The organism is Actinomadura sp. 7K534, assembly GCF_004348575.1.
GTDB lineage: Bacteria > Actinomycetota > Actinomycetes > Streptosporangiales > Streptosporangiaceae > Spirillospora > Spirillospora livida.
On sequence record NZ_SMKB01000011.1, the window covers coordinates 1 to 16,928 of the forward strand.

At 69.2% G+C, this 16,928-nt stretch carries 29 protein-coding genes; 3 read left to right on the forward strand and 26 right to left on the reverse strand.

Annotated elements, in window-relative coordinates:
- On the forward strand, positions 1–558 hold a 558-nt coding region (locus E1266_RS37770; protein ID WP_165965924.1), incomplete at its 5' end, for a hypothetical protein.
- A 15-nt stretch (positions 559–573) separates the two neighbouring features.
- Here E1266_RS37770 and truA read toward each other — a convergent pair.
- From truA to infA, 8 genes are all read right to left on the reverse strand, one after another.
- Positions 574–1,482, reverse strand: coding sequence for a tRNA pseudouridine(38-40) synthase TruA (truA, locus tag E1266_RS04180; RefSeq protein WP_207945411.1), 909 nt, complete (start codon positions 1,480–1,482; stop codon positions 574–576).
- A 191-nt stretch (positions 1,483–1,673) separates the two neighbouring features.
- Positions 1,674–2,213, reverse strand: a complete 540-nt coding sequence (gene rplQ / locus E1266_RS04185) for a 50S ribosomal protein L17 (protein WP_132043913.1) — start codon at positions 2,211–2,213, stop codon at positions 1,674–1,676.
- Between the two features lie 94 nt (positions 2,214–2,307).
- The gene (locus E1266_RS04190) at positions 2,308–3,321 is read right to left on the reverse strand and encodes a DNA-directed RNA polymerase subunit alpha (protein ID WP_131950911.1); all 1,014 of its coding nucleotides are present in this window, start codon (positions 3,319–3,321) and stop codon (positions 2,308–2,310) included.
- A gap of 113 nt (positions 3,322–3,434) precedes the next feature.
- The gene (gene rpsD, locus E1266_RS04195) at positions 3,435–4,061 is read right to left on the reverse strand and encodes a 30S ribosomal protein S4 (protein WP_132043915.1); all 627 of its coding nucleotides are present in this window, start codon (positions 4,059–4,061) and stop codon (positions 3,435–3,437) included.
- Between the two features lie 18 nt (positions 4,062–4,079).
- Positions 4,080–4,481 (reverse strand): 30S ribosomal protein S11, encoded by a 402-nt coding sequence (gene rpsK / locus E1266_RS04200; protein ID WP_067486841.1) that lies wholly within the window; start codon positions 4,479–4,481, stop codon positions 4,080–4,082.
- 59 nt (positions 4,482–4,540) lie between these two features.
- A complete protein-coding gene (rpsM, locus tag E1266_RS04205) occupies positions 4,541–4,921 on the reverse strand; it encodes a 30S ribosomal protein S13 (protein WP_132043917.1) in 381 nt (126 codons plus the stop codon).
- A 194-nt stretch (positions 4,922–5,115) separates the two neighbouring features.
- A complete protein-coding gene (rpmJ, locus tag E1266_RS04210; protein WP_021596712.1) occupies positions 5,116–5,229 on the reverse strand; it encodes a 50S ribosomal protein L36 in 114 nt (37 codons plus the stop codon).
- Positions 5,230–5,302: 73 nt separating this feature from the next.
- Positions 5,303–5,524, reverse strand: coding sequence for a translation initiation factor IF-1 (gene infA / locus E1266_RS04215; protein WP_018657567.1), 222 nt, complete (start codon positions 5,522–5,524; stop codon positions 5,303–5,305).
- Positions 5,525–5,787: 263 nt separating this feature from the next.
- On the opposite strand from infA, the gene E1266_RS04220 reads away from it, so the two are divergent.
- Positions 5,788–6,345 (forward strand): hypothetical protein, encoded by a 558-nt coding sequence (locus E1266_RS04220; RefSeq protein ID WP_132043919.1) that lies wholly within the window; start codon positions 5,788–5,790, stop codon positions 6,343–6,345.
- Positions 6,346–6,359: 14 nt separating this feature from the next.
- Here the strand turns inward: E1266_RS04220 and E1266_RS04225 are convergent, their stop codons facing one another.
- Entirely contained in the window at positions 6,360–6,983 is a 624-nt protein-coding gene (locus E1266_RS04225) for a GNAT family protein (protein ID WP_165965925.1), read from the reverse strand.
- Positions 6,984–7,188: 205 nt separating this feature from the next.
- Here E1266_RS04225 and E1266_RS04230 point away from each other — a divergent pair, with 205 nt between their 5' ends.
- A complete protein-coding gene (locus E1266_RS04230) occupies positions 7,189–8,004 on the forward strand; it encodes a phosphodiesterase (RefSeq protein ID WP_132043923.1) in 816 nt (271 codons plus the stop codon).
- Between the two features lie 21 nt (positions 8,005–8,025).
- On the opposite strand, the gene E1266_RS04235 is transcribed toward E1266_RS04230, so the two are convergent.
- From E1266_RS04235 to rplP, 17 genes are all read right to left on the reverse strand, one after another.
- Positions 8,026–8,472 (reverse strand): DUF1707 domain-containing protein, encoded by a 447-nt coding sequence (locus E1266_RS04235; protein ID WP_132043925.1) that lies wholly within the window; start codon positions 8,470–8,472, stop codon positions 8,026–8,028.
- Positions 8,473–8,548: 76 nt separating this feature from the next.
- Positions 8,549–9,406, reverse strand: a complete 858-nt coding sequence (map, locus tag E1266_RS04240) for a type I methionyl aminopeptidase (protein ID WP_132043927.1) — start codon at positions 9,404–9,406, stop codon at positions 8,549–8,551.
- A gap of 67 nt (positions 9,407–9,473) precedes the next feature.
- On the reverse strand, positions 9,474–10,124 hold the full coding sequence (locus E1266_RS04245) for an adenylate kinase (protein ID WP_131983845.1): 651 nt from the start codon (positions 10,122–10,124) through the stop codon (positions 9,474–9,476).
- Entirely contained in the window at positions 10,124–11,419 is a 1,296-nt protein-coding gene (gene secY, locus E1266_RS04250; protein WP_132044023.1) for a preprotein translocase subunit SecY, read from the reverse strand. The genes E1266_RS04245 and secY overlap by 1 nt, the downstream gene beginning before the upstream one ends.
- Before the next feature lie 230 nt (positions 11,420–11,649).
- Entirely contained in the window at positions 11,650–12,147 is a 498-nt protein-coding gene (gene rplO / locus E1266_RS04255; RefSeq protein WP_132043929.1) for a 50S ribosomal protein L15, read from the reverse strand.
- A gap of 1 nt (position 12,148) precedes the next feature.
- Complete coding sequence (gene rpmD, locus E1266_RS04260; RefSeq protein ID WP_021596720.1) at positions 12,149–12,331, reverse strand: 50S ribosomal protein L30; 183 nt, start codon at positions 12,329–12,331, stop codon at positions 12,149–12,151.
- Positions 12,328–12,951, reverse strand: a complete 624-nt coding sequence (gene rpsE, locus E1266_RS04265; RefSeq protein ID WP_131952947.1) for a 30S ribosomal protein S5 — start codon at positions 12,949–12,951, stop codon at positions 12,328–12,330. The genes rpmD and rpsE overlap by 4 nt, the downstream gene beginning before the upstream one ends.
- Before the next feature lie 31 nt (positions 12,952–12,982).
- A complete protein-coding gene (gene rplR, locus E1266_RS04270) occupies positions 12,983–13,369 on the reverse strand; it encodes a 50S ribosomal protein L18 (RefSeq protein WP_132043931.1) in 387 nt (128 codons plus the stop codon).
- Between the two features lie 2 nt (positions 13,370–13,371).
- Positions 13,372–13,908, reverse strand: a complete 537-nt coding sequence (rplF, locus tag E1266_RS04275) for a 50S ribosomal protein L6 (protein WP_132043933.1) — start codon at positions 13,906–13,908, stop codon at positions 13,372–13,374.
- A 15-nt stretch (positions 13,909–13,923) separates the two neighbouring features.
- Complete coding sequence (gene rpsH / locus E1266_RS04280; protein ID WP_132043935.1) at positions 13,924–14,322, reverse strand: 30S ribosomal protein S8; 399 nt, start codon at positions 14,320–14,322, stop codon at positions 13,924–13,926.
- A gap of 145 nt (positions 14,323–14,467) precedes the next feature.
- Complete coding sequence (locus tag E1266_RS04285; RefSeq protein WP_018657585.1) at positions 14,468–14,653, reverse strand: type Z 30S ribosomal protein S14; 186 nt, start codon at positions 14,651–14,653, stop codon at positions 14,468–14,470.
- A gap of 11 nt (positions 14,654–14,664) precedes the next feature.
- Positions 14,665–15,240 carry a 50S ribosomal protein L5 gene (gene rplE / locus E1266_RS04290; RefSeq protein WP_132043937.1) on the reverse strand — a complete coding sequence of 192 codons (576 nt, stop codon included), beginning with the start codon at positions 15,238–15,240 and terminating at the stop codon, positions 14,665–14,667.
- Positions 15,241–15,245: 5 nt separating this feature from the next.
- The gene (rplX, locus tag E1266_RS04295; protein ID WP_132043939.1) at positions 15,246–15,554 is read right to left on the reverse strand and encodes a 50S ribosomal protein L24; all 309 of its coding nucleotides are present in this window, start codon (positions 15,552–15,554) and stop codon (positions 15,246–15,248) included.
- Positions 15,554–15,922, reverse strand: a complete 369-nt coding sequence (gene rplN, locus E1266_RS04300; protein WP_131952936.1) for a 50S ribosomal protein L14 — start codon at positions 15,920–15,922, stop codon at positions 15,554–15,556. Before rplN ends, rplX begins: the two co-directional genes overlap by 1 nt.
- A gap of 72 nt (positions 15,923–15,994) precedes the next feature.
- Complete coding sequence (gene rpsQ, locus E1266_RS04305; RefSeq protein WP_132043941.1) at positions 15,995–16,273, reverse strand: 30S ribosomal protein S17; 279 nt, start codon at positions 16,271–16,273, stop codon at positions 15,995–15,997.
- Positions 16,270–16,509 (reverse strand): 50S ribosomal protein L29, encoded by a 240-nt coding sequence (gene rpmC / locus E1266_RS04310; RefSeq protein ID WP_132043943.1) that lies wholly within the window; start codon positions 16,507–16,509, stop codon positions 16,270–16,272. The genes rpsQ and rpmC overlap by 4 nt, the downstream gene beginning before the upstream one ends.
- A complete protein-coding gene (gene rplP, locus E1266_RS04315) occupies positions 16,509–16,928 on the reverse strand; it encodes a 50S ribosomal protein L16 (RefSeq protein WP_131952933.1) in 420 nt (139 codons plus the stop codon). The genes rpmC and rplP overlap by 1 nt, the downstream gene beginning before the upstream one ends.

Below are 16,928 nucleotides of genomic sequence, written 5' to 3' on the forward strand. Positions count from 1 at the left end.
GCCACGCCGTCCCCCGCCCCCAGCGCCGCCGGGCCGCCGTCCAGGATCGACAACGAGCGGACCGACCGCGAGCCCCTGGCGTTCCAGGACGTGTTCCCCACCGAGACCATCAAGCTCGGCGGACGGACCTACACCCGCGACCGCTGGTCGCTCAACCGCGAGCCGTCGTACGCGGCCAGGGGCTCCATGCTGCAGGCCCTCGAACGGGAGAAGTGCCGCAAGATCGTCCGCGCGACGTTCATCGAGCGGTCGACCTCGCTGGCCGTCACGTCCGGGATCGCGGTGATGCCGACGAAGGAGGCCGCGCTCCGGGTGAGCCGGGCCGGCGACCCCGCCCGGTACGAGTGGTTCCGCGGCATGGGCGGCAAGAACACCCCGAACCTCGACCGGGCGGGCGGCTACGCCGCCGCGACGGTCCGCGGCCGGTACGTCGCCTACGCCTACGTGCAGTGGGCGAACGGCCAGGAGGCCCGTCCGGGCGACCCGGTGATAAAGCAGGCGGCCCAGCGGTTCCTGGACTACGACCTGCGCCCGATCATGGAGCGCGCCCGCCGCTGACCGGACGCGGCGCGCTCACCGCGCGCCGCGGTCGCCGCTCTGGGACGCCTCCGGCTGCGGCAGGGCCGGGGGCGGTTCCGCGCCGGCGGAGGTGCTCGCCGCGAGCGTCCGGACGCGGCGCGTCTCCTGCGCGCGCCGCGCCAGGCCGTCGTCGCCGGGGTAGCGGATCTCCTCCAGCGACAGCCCGTGCGCGGGCGCCACGTTCACCGCGGAGTCGCGGACGCGCGCCGCGAGCACCTGCGCGGGCCACTCCACCTCGCGCCGGCCGTCCCCGACCATCAGCAGCGCCCCGACGAGCGCGCGGACCATCGAATGGCAGAACGCGTCCGCCTCCACGGTCGCGAGGGCGAGGTAGGGGTCGCGGTCGTCGCGGGCCCACTCGTAGCGCAGCAGCTCGCGGATGGTCGTCGCGCCCTCACGCTTGCGGCAGTACGCGGCGAAGTCGTTCTCCCCGACGAGGAGCCGCGCGGCCTCGTTCATCCGCTGCAGGTCAAGAGGGCGCGGATGCCACAGCACGTCGTGGCGGCGCAGCGGCTCCACGCCGACGGGGTTGTCGCACACCCGGTACACGTACCGGCGCGACAGCGCCGAGAAGCGCGCGTCGAACCCCTCCGGCGCGACCGACACCCGCCACACCCGGACGTCCGGCGGCAGCAGCCCCGCCAGGCGGCGCGGCATCGTCCCGTTGATCGCCGAGTACGCCGCGACCGGGACCACCAGGTGGGCGACCTGCCCCCGGGCGTGGACGCCGGCGTCCGTGCGGCCGGCGACGGTGAGCATGGGGGGCGGGTCCAGGCGCAGCATGCGGGCCAGCGCGTCCTCGATGACGCCCTGCACGGTGCGCTGGTTCGGTTGCCTCGCCCAGCCCGCGAAATCCGACCCGTCGTAGCCGATGTCGAGCCGGAGTCGTACCAGTGCGGTCATGTCAGCCGGTTCGTCCCTCTGCAACGTCGCCGTCCCGTCCCCTTGTGCATGCACGTCGCTGCGCCACTGACCTGACCATGAGATCAAGTCTGGCAAAGATCAAAGCCCGCCGTCCCGAGCGGAACGGCGGGCCCTGACGAATGTCGAGCAAACGCTTGTCGAGCAAACGCTCGGCCAGGTCAAGCGGTGAACTACTCCTTGTCGCCCGCCTTGGCGTCGCCTTCGGACTCGGTGTCCTCGGCCTTGCTCTCCGCGGCCTTGGCGTCCTCGGCGGGCGCGTCGTCGGCCTCGGCCTCGGCCTTGCTGAGGGTGACCTCGCCCTCGGCGGGCAGGTCCTTCTCCTCGACCTTCGGCGCGACCTTGGCCGCCGGCATCGGCTCCGTGACCAGTTCGATCACGGCCATGGGCGCGTTGTCGCCCTTGCGCGGGCCGAGCTTGGTGATGCGGGTGTAGCCGCCGGGCCGGTCCGCGAAGCTCGGCGCGATCTCGGTGAAGAGCTCGTGCACGACGCCCTTGTCGCGGATCGTCCTCGCCACCAGACGCCTGTTGTGCAGGTCGCCCTTCTTCGCCTTGGTGATCAGCTTCTCCGCCAGCGGACGCACCCGCCGGGCCTTGGCCTCGGTGGTCGTGATGCGGCCGTGCTCGAACAGCGACGTCGCCAGGTTGGCCAGGATCAGCCGCTGGTGCGCGGGGCTGCCGCCGAAGCGGGTGCCCTTCGTGGGCTTGGGCATGGTGGTTCCTTCCTGCGCCGGCCGTACCAGGTACCGGCGTCAGCTGGGTCCGTGCGGCCGGGGGACGCGCCCCCGGCCGCCGGGATCGGTTTCGTCAGTACTGCTCGGTCTCGGCGTAGCTCTGGTCGTCGTCGCCGTAGGCGTCCGCCGCCGCGCTCGGGTCGAACCCGGGCGGGGAGTCCTTGAGCGACAGGCCCATGTCGTTGAGCTTCTGCTTGACCTCTTCTATGGACTTCGCGCCGAAGTTGCGGATGTCCAGCAGGTCCTGCTCGGAGCGGGCGACGAGCTCGCCCACCGAGTGGATGCCCTCGCGCTTGAGGCAGTTGTAGGAGCGGACGGTGAGGTTCAGCTCCTCGATCGGCAGGGCCAGGTCCGCGGCGAGCGCGGCGTCCGTCGGGGACGGGCCCATGTCGATGCCCTCGGCCTCGACGTTGAGCTCCCGGGCCAGCCCGAACAGCTCGACGAGGGTCTTGCCGGCGGAGGCCACCGCGTCGCGCGGCAGCATCGCCTGCTTGGTCTCGACGTCCAGGATGAGGCGGTCGAAGTCGGTGCGCTGCTCGACTCGGGTCGCCTCGACCTTGTAGGTGACCTTCAGCACGGGCGAGTAGATGGAGTCGATCGGGATCCGGCCGATCTCCTGGCCCGGCTGCTTGTTCTGCGCGGCCGAGACGTAGCCGCGGCCGCGCTCGACCGTCAGCTCCATCTCCAGCTTGGCCTTGTTGTTCAGCGTGGCGATGTGCAGGTCCGGGTTGTGGACCTCGACACCCGCCGGCGGCGCGATGTCGGCCGCGGTGACCTCGCCCGGGCCCTGCTTGCGCAGGTACATGACGACGGGCTCGTCGTGCTCCGAGGAGACGACGAGCTCCTTCAGGTTCAGGATGATGTCGGTGACATCCTCCTTGACCCCGGGCACGGTGGAGAACTCGTGCAGGACGCCCTCGATGCGGATGCTGGTGACGGCCGCACCGGGGATCGAGGAGAGCAGGGTACGACGCAGCGAGTTGCCGATCGTGTAGCCGAAGCCCGGCTCCAGCGGCTCGATGGTGAACCGCGACCGGTACTCGTCGACCTGCTCTTCGGTGAGAGTGGGACGCTGAGCGATGAGCATGGTGGTGCCTTCTTTCCGCGGTGCCCGCTATTTGACTACCGCGTCTGTGAGTGTTCCCCGACCCGCCGGGAATCCACGGAACGCACCGCGGAATCCCGGCGAGGGTTGAGCCCCTACTTGGAGTAGAGCTCGACGATCAGCTGCTCCTGGACGGGAGCGTCGATCTGCTGCCGGACCGGCATCGAGTGCACGAAGATCCGCATCTTCTCGCCGTCGACCCCGAGCCACGCCGGGACGGGGCGCTCGCCGACCTCGGCCTTGGCGACCTGGAACGGCGTCGACTCGAGCGACTTCGGCTTGACGTCGATGATGTCGGCCTCGCTCACCAGGGCCGACGGGATGTTGACCTTCTTGCCGTTGACCCGGATGTGGCCGTGGCGGATGAGCTGGCGGGCCATGTCGCGGGACTTGGCGAAGCCGCCGCGGTAGACCACGTTGTCGAGCCGGCGCTCCAGCAGCGTGAGCAGGTTGTCACCCGTCTTGCCCTGCTGGCGGTTCGCCTCGACGTAGTAGTTGTGGAACTGCCGCTCCAGGATGCCGTAGATGCGCCGCGCCTTCTGCTTCTCGCGAAGCTGCAGCAGGTACTCGGTCTCCTTGGGCCGACCGCGGCCGTGCTCACCCGGAGGGTAGGGACGGATCTCGATCGGGCACTTGGGGCCCTCGCACTTGCTGCCCTTGAGGAACAGCTTCATCTTCTCGCGGCGGCAGAGCTTGCAGTCCGCACCGGTGTAACGAGCCATTGTTAGATCTCCCCTGCCTCAGACCCGACGACGCTTGGGCGGGCGGCAGCCGTTGTGCGGAACGGGCGTGACGTCCTGGATCGAGCCCACCTCGAGGCCGGTCGCCTGCAGCGACCGGATGGCGGTCTCGCGGCCCGACCCCGGGCCCTTCACGAAGACGTCGACCTTGCGCATGCCGTGCTCCATCGCGCGCCGGGCGGCCGACTCGGCGGCCTGCTGCGCGGCGAACGGGGTGGACTTGCGCGAGCCCTTGAAACCGACGTGGCCCGAGGAGGCCCAGGAGATCACGTTGCCGTTGGGGTCGGTGATCGAAACGATCGTGTTGTTGAACGTGCTCTTGATGTGGGCGTGCCCATGAGCGACGTTCTTCTTTTCCTTGCGGCGCACCTTCTTGGCGCCGACACGGCTCTTAGGAGGCATCTGCTCTCTCTAACTCTTGAGGTCATCGACCCGGACGGGCCGCGGAGGCCCGGCGCGGACTACTTCTTGCCGACCTTCTTCTTGCCGGCCACGGTCTTCTTCTTGCCCTTGCGGGTACGCGCGTTGGTCTGCGTGCGCTGACCGTGCACGGGAAGCCCGCGGCGGTGCCGGATGCCCTGGTAGGACCCGATCTCGATCTTGCGGCGGATGTCGGCCTGGACCTCACGGCGCAGGTCGCCTTCGGTCTTGTAGTTCGCCTCGATCCAGTCGCGGAGCTGCACCAGCTCCTCGTCACCGAGCTGGTGCACCCGGAGGTCGGGGTTGACACCGGTACCCGCGAGGGTTTCCAGCGCCCGCGTCCGGCCGATGCCGAAAATGTAGGTGAGAGCGACCTCCACGCGCTTTTCGCGCGGGAGGTCGACGCCGAGTAGGCGTGCCATCGTGGGCAGTTCCCTTCGTATCGCGGAGGTATGGACGCATCACGTCCGCACACACCCTGCCCGGGTGGCGGCCCCGGCCTCTCGCGGTCCGGGGGTGGCCCCTCCACACGACGGTGCCGCACGTCCCGCGAGGGGGACGTACGGCCATCGATGCGAAGGCTGCGATGCGCTTGGGTTGTCTTGCGGGCTGGGCGTCAGCCCTGGCGCTGCTTGTGGCGCGGGTCGGAGCAGATCACCATGACCCGGCCGTGCCGGCGGATGACGCGGCACTTGTTGCAGATCTTCTTGACGCTCGGCTTGACCTTCACTGGGTCTCCTAAAGCAGGGTCACCCCCGCGCCGCCACGCGCGGGGAAGGCAACCCCAGTGGGATTGATGGGATTCACTTGTACCGGTAGACGATCCGACCGCGCGTGAGGTCGTAGGGGCTCAGCTCCACAACGACGCGGTCGTCCGGCAGGATCCGGATGTAGTGCATCCGCATCTTGCCGCTGATGTGGGCGAGCACCTTGTGCCCGTTGTCGAGCTCCACCCGGAACATGGCGTTCGGGAGGGACTCGATGACGGTGCCCTCGATCTCGATGGCCCCTTCTTTCTTGGGCATGTCCTCCGCGCTTCACTGGTCGGCTCATTGGACTCGGCCCCGGCTCCCGAGGGAGAATCGGCCGCAACCCACCGCCACGACGCGTAAAGCGTCCGGAACAGGGAATCAGGCGGCCGCCGACGGACCGACAAAGGAGTCTACGTCAACCGGTCGCACAATGCGAAATCGACGCATGATACGGGTCGCGAGACCGGTCCCGAGCCAAGCATACCGCGCCCCCGCGTTGTACCTTTCGAGGAGAGAGACGCCCGAGGAGGATCAGCATGCCGAGCTATGACTTCGCGCTGATCCTCAGTCGTCCCCTCTACGAGGACGAGCTGGACCCGCTGTTCGACCGCACGCACGGCGCGGTCACCGTGTCGATCATCAGCGAGCCCGAGCACGCCGAGCGCCCCGGCAACGCGTCCTGCTCCTGGCCCGGCCCCACCCTCGCCGCGGCGATCATGGAGGTGGTCGAGCACGTCGAGGTCAGCGCGCCGGGCGTGCACGTCCTGCAGGTCGAGGCCGACCCGCTGCTGACGATCCGCGACATCGCCGAGCGGGTCGGGCGCTCCCTCGACTCGGTCCGGCACGCGATCACCGGCTCCCGCGGCGTCGCCGGGTTCCCCTCGTCGGAGATGTCGTCCGCCGGGCACCGGCTGTGGCGCTGGTCCAAGATCGCCGCCTGGTACGGGATCGACGACCCGCAGCTCATCGAGGCCAAGCCGACCGTCCAGGCGATCAACGGCTGGCTGGCGCTCCGCGACGTCGTGCCCGACGTCGCGCCCGCCGCCGAAGAGGTCACCTCGGCGCTGTCCCTGGTCATCCCGCACGTCGCCTGACCGCCCCGAAGCGGTCACCAGCCGGACGGGCACCACACGGGGTTCGGCGTGACGTCGGAGTACCAGGCGGACGGTATTACTCGGCCGTCCTGGAGCACATGCGTCTCCGGGCCGTCGGCCGGGTCGAGGCCGGCCCTCCACAGCGAGCGGGCGCACGCGACGTTCTCGGGCTCCACACCCGCGCGCACCTCGGTGAAGTGCAGATGCTGCTGGGCGAGCGCGAGCCCGGCGGCGAACAGCTCCGCCCCGAGCCCGCGGCCCCGGTAGCGAGGCGCCAGGTAGCCGCCCAGCTCGCAGCGGGCCTCCGACTCCGGGGTCAGGAAGAACGCCCCGGCGGGCAGGCCGTACTCCGGGTCGATGGCCAGCATCCCCAGCTCCACGCGGCGGCTCGGCAGCCCGAAGCGGGAACGCCCGGCGCCGACCGGGGCCGCCAGCAGGTGGTCGCGCTCGTCCTCGGGCATGATGTCCTCCGGCGCCCAGCCGAGCCAGCGCTGCGCCTCGGGATCACTGCCGAGGGCCTCGGTGAGCGGAATGTCCGCCATCGTCAGCGAGCGGAGCAGCAGCCGGGGCGTGGTGATCACATGGCGGCCGCCGGAGCAGACCCGGCCAATTCCCTTGGGCCTCCACATCACCGACATGTGCCTCCCTTTCGCCGCGGTTCGCCGTGGGGCAAGGTAGCGGTAGGCCCGCGGCCCGGGCACCCCGCCCGTCCGGCCGCTGCGGCGGGGCCGGGGTCGACAGTGCGGACGCGGGACGCGAAGATCGTCTCGGTGCGCCGGGGGTGGAGCCGGGGGTGCCGCGGCCACGCGTCCGTGATGTGCTGGGGCAAGGGGGAGAGGATCGATGGCGATCATCGCGCAGTTGAGCGACATCCACCTCGCGGCGGGCCGCGACGGTCAGGTGGACGACGGCTCCGGGCCGGTCCGCGCCCTGCGGGCCGCCGTGTCGAGCCTGCTCTCGCTGCCCGCCCGCCCCGACGCCGTCGTCCTCACCGGCGACCTCGCCGACGGGGGCCGGCACGCCGAGTACGCCCGGCTGCACGCGCTGCTGTCCCCGCTGCCGATGCCCGTCTACCCGATGCCCGGCAACCACGACGACCGCGAGGAGATGCGGAAGGTCTTCGACGACCATCCCGCGATGACCGCCGGCGGGTTCGCCCGGCACGACCCCGTCCAGTACGCGGTCGACGTGGCGGGCGTGCGGCTCGTCTGCTGCGACACCACCGTGGACGGGCACCCCCACGGGCACATGAGCGAGGACCGCCTCGCCTGGCTCGACGCGACGCTCGCCGCCGCGCCCGGCACGCCCACGATCGTGGCCACGCACCATCCGCCGTTCCCCATCGGGATCCGCTTCATCGACGAGATGCGGTTCATCGACCCCGCCGGGTTCGCGGCGGTGATCTCCAAGCACCCGCAGGTGGTGCGGGTGATCTCCGGGCACGTGCACCGCGGCTCGGTCGGCTCGCTGGCGGGCACCGTCAGCACCACCTGCCCCAGCACCTACCGGCAGCTGTTCCTCGACCTGACGCAGCCGGGGCGGGCCGCGGTCACCGGAGAGCCGGCCGGGTTCGCCATCCACCTCGTCGAGGAGGACGGCACCGCCACGACGCACTTCGTCCCGACCGGGAACTACCGGCCCCTGATGGACGTGGAGTGACCCCCCGCGCCGTCCATCGCGTCACTCGTGGCGGCGGCCGCCGCCGAACAGCGTGCCGATCAGGAGCATCGCGCCCCAGGGTCCCGCGACCCAGATCCACCACGGATAGACCCAGCCGCTCGACACGGCGATGATCAGCCAGATCGTGAAGTTGATCGCGCTGACCGACGCCCACGCCGCCCACATCGCCCGGTGCTGTGACACCTCCGGCACCCGCGACACCGCACTGGCCGCCAGGTCGGTGCTCTTCGGCTGCGAAGCGGGGACGGGAAGCTGGTAGAGGTCCTCCTCGGGCAGGTCGGCGGTGACCTCCTGGAGCTGCCCGATGGTCTTGGCGTCGTACACCGCCTCCAGCCGCTCGTGCAGCTCGTCCATCGTGATCCGGCCCTCGCCGCAGTGCTCGCGCAGGCTCGCCGCCACCCGGTCACGGTCGGCGTCCGAGGCCCGGATGTCAGGGTTCGGCGCCATCGTCCCCTCCGCTCAGCCAGAAGCTCCAGTTCCCATTATGTAGGGATGATTCCGGTGACGGCCCCTCGCGCGGAGGTCAGTTCCCGCCCCGCGCCGGCGACTTCCCGGAAGCCGTGGCGTACGCCTCGACGCCGAGCTTGGTGAACCACTCGCGGCCCTCGTCGAGGGCCGTCATGACGCGCGGCCCCTCGGGCGTGACCGCGAAGGTGTGCTCGAAGTGCGCCGAGGAGCGCCCGTCGAGCGTGACGACCGTCCAGCCGTCGTCCAGCTCCACGGTGTCCTTCGTGCCGAGGTTCACCATCGGCTCGACCGCGAAGCACATCCCCGGCTCCAGGACGGGCCCGTGCCCCGGCTCGCCGTGGTTCGGGATGAGCGGGTCCATGTGCATCTCGGTCCCGATGCCGTGCCCGCCGTAGCCCTCGACGATGCCGTAGGCGCCCTCAGAGCGAATGTGAGCCTCGATCGCGTGCGACATGTCCGTGAGCCTGGCCCCGGCCCGTCCGGCCGCGAGACCGTGCCACAGGGACGTCTCGGTCACCTCCAGGAGCCGCCGCAGCTCCGCGGTGATCTCCCCCACCGGGACGGTGATCGCCGCGTCGCCGTGCCACCCCTCGACGATCGCGCCGCAGTCGATGGAGATGACGTCGCCGTCCCGCAGCACCTTCCCGCGGTTCGGGATGCCGTGCACGATCTCCTCGTTGATCGACGCGCAGATCGTCCCGGTGAAGCCGTGGTAGCCCTTGAACGACGGCACGCCGCCGTGGTCGCGGATGTGCTGCTCGGCCATCCGGTCCAGGTCGAGGGTGGTGATCCCCGGCCGGACCGCCTCCCGCAGGACCTCGAGGGTCCGGCCGACCAGGAGCCCGGCCGCGCGCATCAGCTCCAGCTGCTCCGCGGTCTTCACCTGGATCGCGGGCCTGCGCCGCTTGAACATCTTCCCGCCCTCACAAACTTCTCCGCCGGGCCCCGCTCCCCGCGGGGACCGGGGCCCATGCCTTGCTCTACTTCTCCAGCGGGCGCAGGGCGGTCAGGGCGCGCTTGGTGACCTCCTCGACCGGGCCGGTCGCGTCGATGCCGACCAGGATGTTCTCGTCGGCGTAGAACTGCACCAGCGGGGCCGTGTCCTGCTTGTAGACCTCCAGGCGGTGCTGGACGACCTCTTCCTTGTCGTCGTCGCGCTGGAACAGGTGACCGCCGCAGTCGTCGCAGATGTCGTCCTGCTTGTCGTCGAAGTCGACGTGCCAGATCCGGCCGCAGCGGTCGCAGGTGCGCCTGCCCGACAGCCGCCGGACGACCTCGTCCTCGTCGACGACCAGCTCGAGCACGATGTCGAGCCGGGCGTCCCACTCGGCGAGGATCTTCTTCAGCGTCTCGGCCTGGGGGACGTTGCGCGGGAAGCCGTCCAGCAGGAACCCGTCGCGGGCGTCGTCCTCGGCGAGGCGGTCGCGCACCATCGCGATCGTCACCTCGTCGGGCACCAGGTCGCCGCGGTCCATGTACTGCTTGGCCTGCCGCCCGAGCTCCGTGCCGCCGCTGACGTTGGCGCGGAAGATGTCACCTGTCGATATCTTCGGGATGGACAGATGAGATGCGATGTACTGGGCCTGCGTCCCCTTGCCCGCACCCGGGGGGCCCACCAGGACGATACGCACTACCGCAGGAAACCCTCGTAGTTGCGCTGCTGCAGCTGACTCTCGATCTGCTTCACGGTATCCAGTCCGACGCCGACGATGATGAGGATGCTCGCGCCACCGAAGGGGAACTCCTGGGTCGCGTTCAGGAGTGCGAACGCCACCATCGGGATCAGGGACACGAGCCCCAGGTACACGGCACCGGGTGTGGTGATCCTGGTCAGCACGAAGTCGAGGTATTCGGCGGTCGGCCGGCCAGGGCGGATACCTGGGATGAATCCACCATACTTCTTCATGTTGTCGGCCACTTCAGTGGGGTTGAAGGTGATCGCCACGTAGAAGTAGGTGAAGAAGATGATCAGGGCGAAGTAGGCCGCCATGTGCCAGGCGTTGTCCTGCTGCAGGTACGGCTGGACCTTCTGCAGCCACTTGGTCTCGGGCCACAGCTGGGTCGCCAGGACGGGCAGGTAGATCAGCGACGACGCGAAGATGATCGGGATGATGCCGGCCTGGTTGACCTTCAGCGGGATGTAGGTCGAGGTGCCGCCGTACATGCGCCGGCCGACCATCCGCTTGGCGTACTGGACGGGGATGCGCCGCTGGGCCTGCTCGACGAACACGACACCGGCCATGATCGCCAGACCGACGATCAGCACCACCGCGAAGATGAAGCCGCCCTTGGCCTTGAAGATGCTCCAGAACTGGGCGGGGAAGACCGCGACGACCTGCGTGAAGATCAGCAGCGACATGCCGTTGCCGACGCCGCGGTCGGTGATCAGCTCGCCCAGCCACATGATGACGGTCGTGCCGGCCACCATGACGACCACCATCATGATGATGGGGAACATGGTCGTCTCGTAGAGGATGTCGTTGGCGCCGGAGACCCCCTGGAACAGCTGGCCGGTGCTCGCCATCGCCACGATGCCGGTCGCCTGCAGGATCGCCAGCCCGACGGTCAGGTAGCGGGTGTACTGGGTGATCTTCGTAGTGCCGGACTGGCCCTCTTTCTTGAGGGCCTCCAGCCGCGGGATCACGACCGTGAGCAACTGGAGAATGATGCTCGCCGTGATGTAGGGCATGATGCCCAGGGCGAAGACCGACAACTGCAGCAGCGCACCGCCGCTGAACAGGTCGACAAGACCGTAGAGCTGGTTGCTCTCCTTGGCCGCATCGGCGGTCTCTTTCAGCACGCTGACGTTCACGTTCGGCGTCGGGACGATCGACCCGAGCCGGAACACCAAGATGATGAACAACGTGAAGAGCAGCTTTTTACGCAGGTCAGGCGTACGGAAAGCCCGAGCGAACGCGGTCAGCACCATTCCTCCTGCGTGACTGGCGAGTTCTTGGCCGCCGAGGGCCGGTTACAGGTCCATGAGTCCTGGCGGAGGATACCTGCTGAGAAACCCGAAGTGTGGAATCTCACGCGGAGCACCTCCGACCGTGTGACTCTAACAGCAGATGACACCGGGGCCGTCCCGCCCGCGGGGAGGACCTCACGGCCCCCGGCGCAAGGCGAACACGGCCCCGGCATCGAAGGTGTCTCTTCCTACAGCTCGTCGGCGGTTCCGCCGGCGGCCGCGATCTTTTCCTTCGCGGCTCCGGAAAAGGCGTGCGCCTTCACCTGAACCGCGACGGAGATGTCGCCGGTGCCGAGTACCTTGACCGGACGGCCGCGGCGCACCGCGCCCTTCGCCGCCAGGTCCTCCGCCGTGACCTCGCCGCCCTCGGGGTAGAGCGCGGCGAGCCGGTCCAGGTTCACGACCTGGAACTCGACCCGGTTCGGGTTCTTGAAGCCCTTCAGCTTCGGAACCCGGCGGATCAGCGGCATCTGGCCGCCCTCGAAACCGACGGGGACGGTGCCGCGGGCCTTGGTGCCCTTGGTGCCGCGGCCCGCGGTCTTGCCCTTGGACGCCTCGCCGCGGCCCTTGCGGGTCTTGGCGCGGTTGGCGCCGGGGGCCGGACGCAGGTCGTGCACCTTGAGCGGCGCGCCGCCCTCGGCGCCGGTTCCCGTGGCGTCGTCCTTCTTACCGAGATCAGCCGCCATGTCAGTCGACCTCCTCGACGGTGACCAGGTGCGCCACCGTCCGGATCATGCCGAGCACCTCGGGGCGGTCCTCGCGGACCACGCTCTGCCCGATCTTCTTCAGGCCGAGGGTGCGCAGCGTGTCACGCTGGTTCTGCTTCTCGCTGATCACCGACTTGGTCTGCGTGATCTTCAGATTGCTCATGAGCTCGCGACCTCCGGCCTGGGCTCGCTGCCCGCGGCGCGGGCCCGCAGCATGGCCGCGGGGGCGACGTCCTCGATCGGCAGGCCGCGCTTGGCCGCGATCTCCTCGGGACGCTTCAGCGCCTTCAGGCCCGCGATCGTGGCGTGCACGATGTTGATCGCGTTGTCGCTGCCCAGCGACTTGCTCAGCACGTCCTGGATGCCGGCGGCCTCCAGCACCGCGCGCACCGGGCCACCCGCGATCACACCGGTACCGGGGCTCGCCGGACGCAGCAGGACCTCGCCCGCCGCGTCCCGCGCCTGCACCAGGTGCGGGATGGTGCCCTGGATCCGCGGCACCTTGAAGAAGTGCTTCTTGGCCTCCTCGACGCCCTTGGCGATCGCCGCGGGCACCTCCTTGGCCTTGCCGTAGCCGACGCCGACGGTGCCGTTGCCGTCACCGACGATCACCAGGGCGGTGAAGCTGAAGCGCCGCCCGCCCTTGACGACCTTGGCGACACGGTTGATCGCCACGACCTTCTCGATGTACGACTGGCCCTTGTCGGCGCCACCGCGGCGGTCGTCGCGGCGATCGCGACGGTCGCCACCCTGACCGCCACCACGCCTCTGCGCTGCCATCAGTGGTTCCTTTCCTCTGCCTTGTACAGGGCCATCAGACTTCGAGGCCCCCTTCGCGCGCACCCTCCGCGACGGCGGCGATGCGGCCGTGGAACTTGTTGCCGCCGCGGTCGAAGACGACCGCGGAGACACCGGCGTCCTGGGCCCGCCGGGCGATGAGCTCGCCGACCTTGCGGGACTTGGCCGTCTTGTCGCCGGAGTCGGCGCGCAGGTCCGCCTCCATCGTCGACGCGCTGGCCAGCGTGTGGCCCTTGTCGTCGTCGATGACCTGGACGAACACGTGCTTGCTGGAGCGGGTCACGACCAGGCGAGGCCGCGCGGCGCTGCCGAGGACCTTCTTCCGGACCCGCAGGTGCCGGCGCCTGCGCGAGAGCGCGCGGCGGCTCGTGGCCTTGCCGGCGAGGGTCTTCGTGCCTGCCATGCCTACTTACCAGCCTTTCCGACCTTGCGGCGGATGTACTCACCCTCGTACCGCACGCCCTTGCCCTTGTACGGGTCGGGCTTGCGCAGCTTGCGGATGTTGGCGGCGACCTCGCCGACCTTCTGCTTGTCGATGCCCTCGACGACCAGCTGGGTCGGCCGCTCCACCGTGAAGGAGATGCCCTCCGGCGGCTCGACGAGGATCGGGTGGCTGTACCCGAGGGAGAACTCCAGGTTCTTGCCCTTGGCCGCCACACGGTAGCCGACACCCTGGATGACCAGGGTCTTCTTGTAGCCGTCGGTGACCCCGACGACCATGTTGTTGATCAGGGTGCGGGTGAGCCCGTGCAGGCCCCGCACCTTGTTGAGGTCGTTCGGGCGGCTCACCGTCAGCGTGCCGTCCTCGAGCTTCACCTCGATGGGCTCGGCGACGGTGTGCGACAGCGTGCCCTTCGGCCCCTTGACGGTGACCTCGCGGCCGTCGATGTTGACCTCGACACCGCCGGGGACGGTGATGGGGTTACGTCCGATTCGAGACATTGCAGAACCCTCCCCTCACCACACGTAGGCGAGGACTTCGCCGCCCACGCCGCGCTTGCCCGCCTGCCGGTCGGTCATCAGGCCGGAGGACGTCGAGATGATCGCGACGCCCAGTCCGCCGAGGACCCGGGGCAGGTTGTCCTTCTTCGCGTACACGCGCAGACCCGGCTTCGAGACGCGCTTGATGCCGGCGATCGAACGCTCGCGGGTCGGGCCGAACTTCAGCTCGATCACGAGCTTCTTGCCGACCTCGGCGTCCTCCACGGTCCAGCCCGAGATGTAGCCCTCCTGCTGGAGGATCTCGGCGATGTGCGCCTTGATCTTCGAGTACGGCATGGCCACGGTGTCGTGGTACGCCGAATTCGCGTTCCGCAGACGCGTCAGCATGTCTGCGATCGGGTCGGTCATCGTCATGGCCTGCTGGCCCTCCTCGCCGCGGTTTCCTCGGGTTGATGCGGCCCGTGGACCTTCGGCGCGGTCATGGGCACCCTCGCGGGTGCCCGATCGGTCATTACTGGCCGGAGCCCGCCCCCGGGGCGTCGTTCCCCCGGGAGGGCGGTCACCAGCTGGACTTCGTGATGCCGGGCAGCTCGCCGCGGTGGGCCATCTCCCGGAAGCACACGCGGCACAGGCCGAACTTCCGGTAGACGGAGCGCGGACGCCCGCAGCGCGAGCACCGAGTGTACGCGCGCACGCCGAACTTCGGCTTCCGCGCCGCCTTGGCGATCAGCGACTTCTTCGCCATATGCTCCTCGCTCAGCTTTCCTTGAAGGGGAAGCCCAGGAGCTTGAGCAGCGCCCGGCCCTCGTCGTCGTTCTTCGCGGTCGTCACGACCGTGATGTCCATGCCCCGCTGGCGGTCGACCTTGTCCGGGTCGACCTCGTGGAACATGACCTGCTCGGTGAGCCCGAAGGTGTAGTTCCCGTTGCCGTCGAACTGCTTCGGCGACAGGCCGCGGAAGTCGCGGATGCGGGGCAGCGCCGTCGACAGGAGCCGGTCCAGGAACTCCCACATCCGGTCGCCGCGCAGCGTGGCGTGCGCGCCGATCGGCATGCCCTCGCGCAGCTTGAACTGCGCGATGGACTTCTTGGCCCGGTTGACGGCCGGCTTCTGGCCGGTGATCAGTGACAGGTCGCGGATCGCGCCGTCGATCAGCTTGGCGTCCCGGGCCGCGTCGCCGACGCCCATGTTGACCACGATCTTGGTCAGCGTGGGGATCTGCATGACGTTCTCGTAGCCGAACTGCTCGCGCATCTGGCCCGCGATCTCCTCGCGGTAGCGCAGCTTGAGCCTCGGCTTCGGGACGGGACGCTCGGTGGCGGTGTCGGTCATGGGTCTCAGATCTCCTTACCGCTACGGCGCGAGATCCGAACCTTCGTGCCGTCCTCGTTGATGCGGTATCCGACCCGTACCGGCTTGCCGTCCTCGACGATGGCGACGTTGCTGACGTGCAGCGGCGCCTCCATCGTGACGCGGCCGCTGTCCCTGCCGGCACGCTGCTGGTCGGCCTTGATGTTCTTGGTGATGAGGTTGACGCCCTCGACGACCACGCGCTCGCGCGCCGGGTAGACGCGCAGGACCTTGCCCGTCGCGCCCTTGTCCTTGCCGGCGAGGACGATGACCTCGTCGCCCTTGCGGATCTTCATCAGAGCACCTCCGGCGCGAGCGAGATGATGCGCATGAACTTCTTCTCGCGCAGTTCACGGCCCACCGGGCCGAAGATTCGGGTGCCGCGGGGGTCCCCGCCGTCCTTGATGAGCACGGCGGCGTTCTCGTCGAAGCGGATGTAGGAGCCGTCGGGGCGCCGGCGCTCCTTGCGGGTGCGCACGACGACGGCCTTGACGATGTCACCCTTCTTCACGCCCGCGGCGGGAAGGGCGTCCTTCACCGTCGCGACGATGATGTCGCCGACTCCCGCGTAGCGCCTACCCGAGCCGCCGAGAACGCGGATGCAGAGGATCTCCTTCGCACCCGTGTTGTCGGCGACCTTGAGTCGCGACTCCTGCTGGATCACGTTGACTCCTGTTCGTCACACCGGTTCTGATCGCCCGCCCGCGGCGGGCGATCAGCCTGGTGGAACCAGTAATTACTTGGCCTTCTCGAGAATCTCGACCACGCGCCACCGCTTGGTGGCCGACAGCGGCCGGGTCTCCATGAGACGGACGCGGTCGCCGACGCCACACTCGTTGGCCTCGTCGTGCGCCTTGTAGTTCTTCGTGCGGCGGATCACCTTGTGGTACCTGCGGTGGGTGACGCGGTCCTCGACGGACACGACCACGGTCTTGTCCATCTTGTCGCTGACCACGAGCCCCTCGAGGACCTTGCGGCTCGGCCGCTTCTCGGTCTGCGTCGTCTGCTCGGTCATTCGTTGTCCTCCGCGGCGTCGTCGACCGTGACGATGCCGAGCTCGCGCTCCCGCATCACGGTGTAGATGCGGGCGATCTCGCGCTTCACGGTGCGCAGCCGCCCGTGGCTCTCAAGCTGGCCGGTGGCGGCCTGGAAGCGGAGGTTGAACAGCTCCTCCTTGGCCTCCTTGAGCTTGGTGACCAGGACGTCCTCGGGCTCGGTCCGCAGGTCGTCGGCGGTCAGTCCCTTGGCCATCAGCCCTCACCCACTTCCCGCTTGACGATCTTGCACTTCATCGGAAGCTTGTGGATCGCGCGCATGAGGGCGGCGCGGGCGACCTCTTCGTTCGGGTACGACAGCTCGAACATCACGCGTCCGGGCTTGACGTTGGCCACCCACCACTCGACCGAGCCCTTGCCGGAGCCCATGCGGGTCTCGGCGGGCTTCTTGGTCAGCGGCCGGTCCGGGAAGATGTTGATCCAGACCTTGCCGCCGCGCTTGATGTGCCGGGTCATCGCGATACGCGCGGCCTCGATCTGCCGGTTCGTCACGTACGCGCCCTCGATGGCCTGGATCCCGTACTCGCCGAACGTGACCCTGGTGCCGCCCTTGGCCATGCCCCTGCGCTTCGGGTGGTGCTGCTTGCGGTGCTTGACCTTGCGAGGGATCAGCAT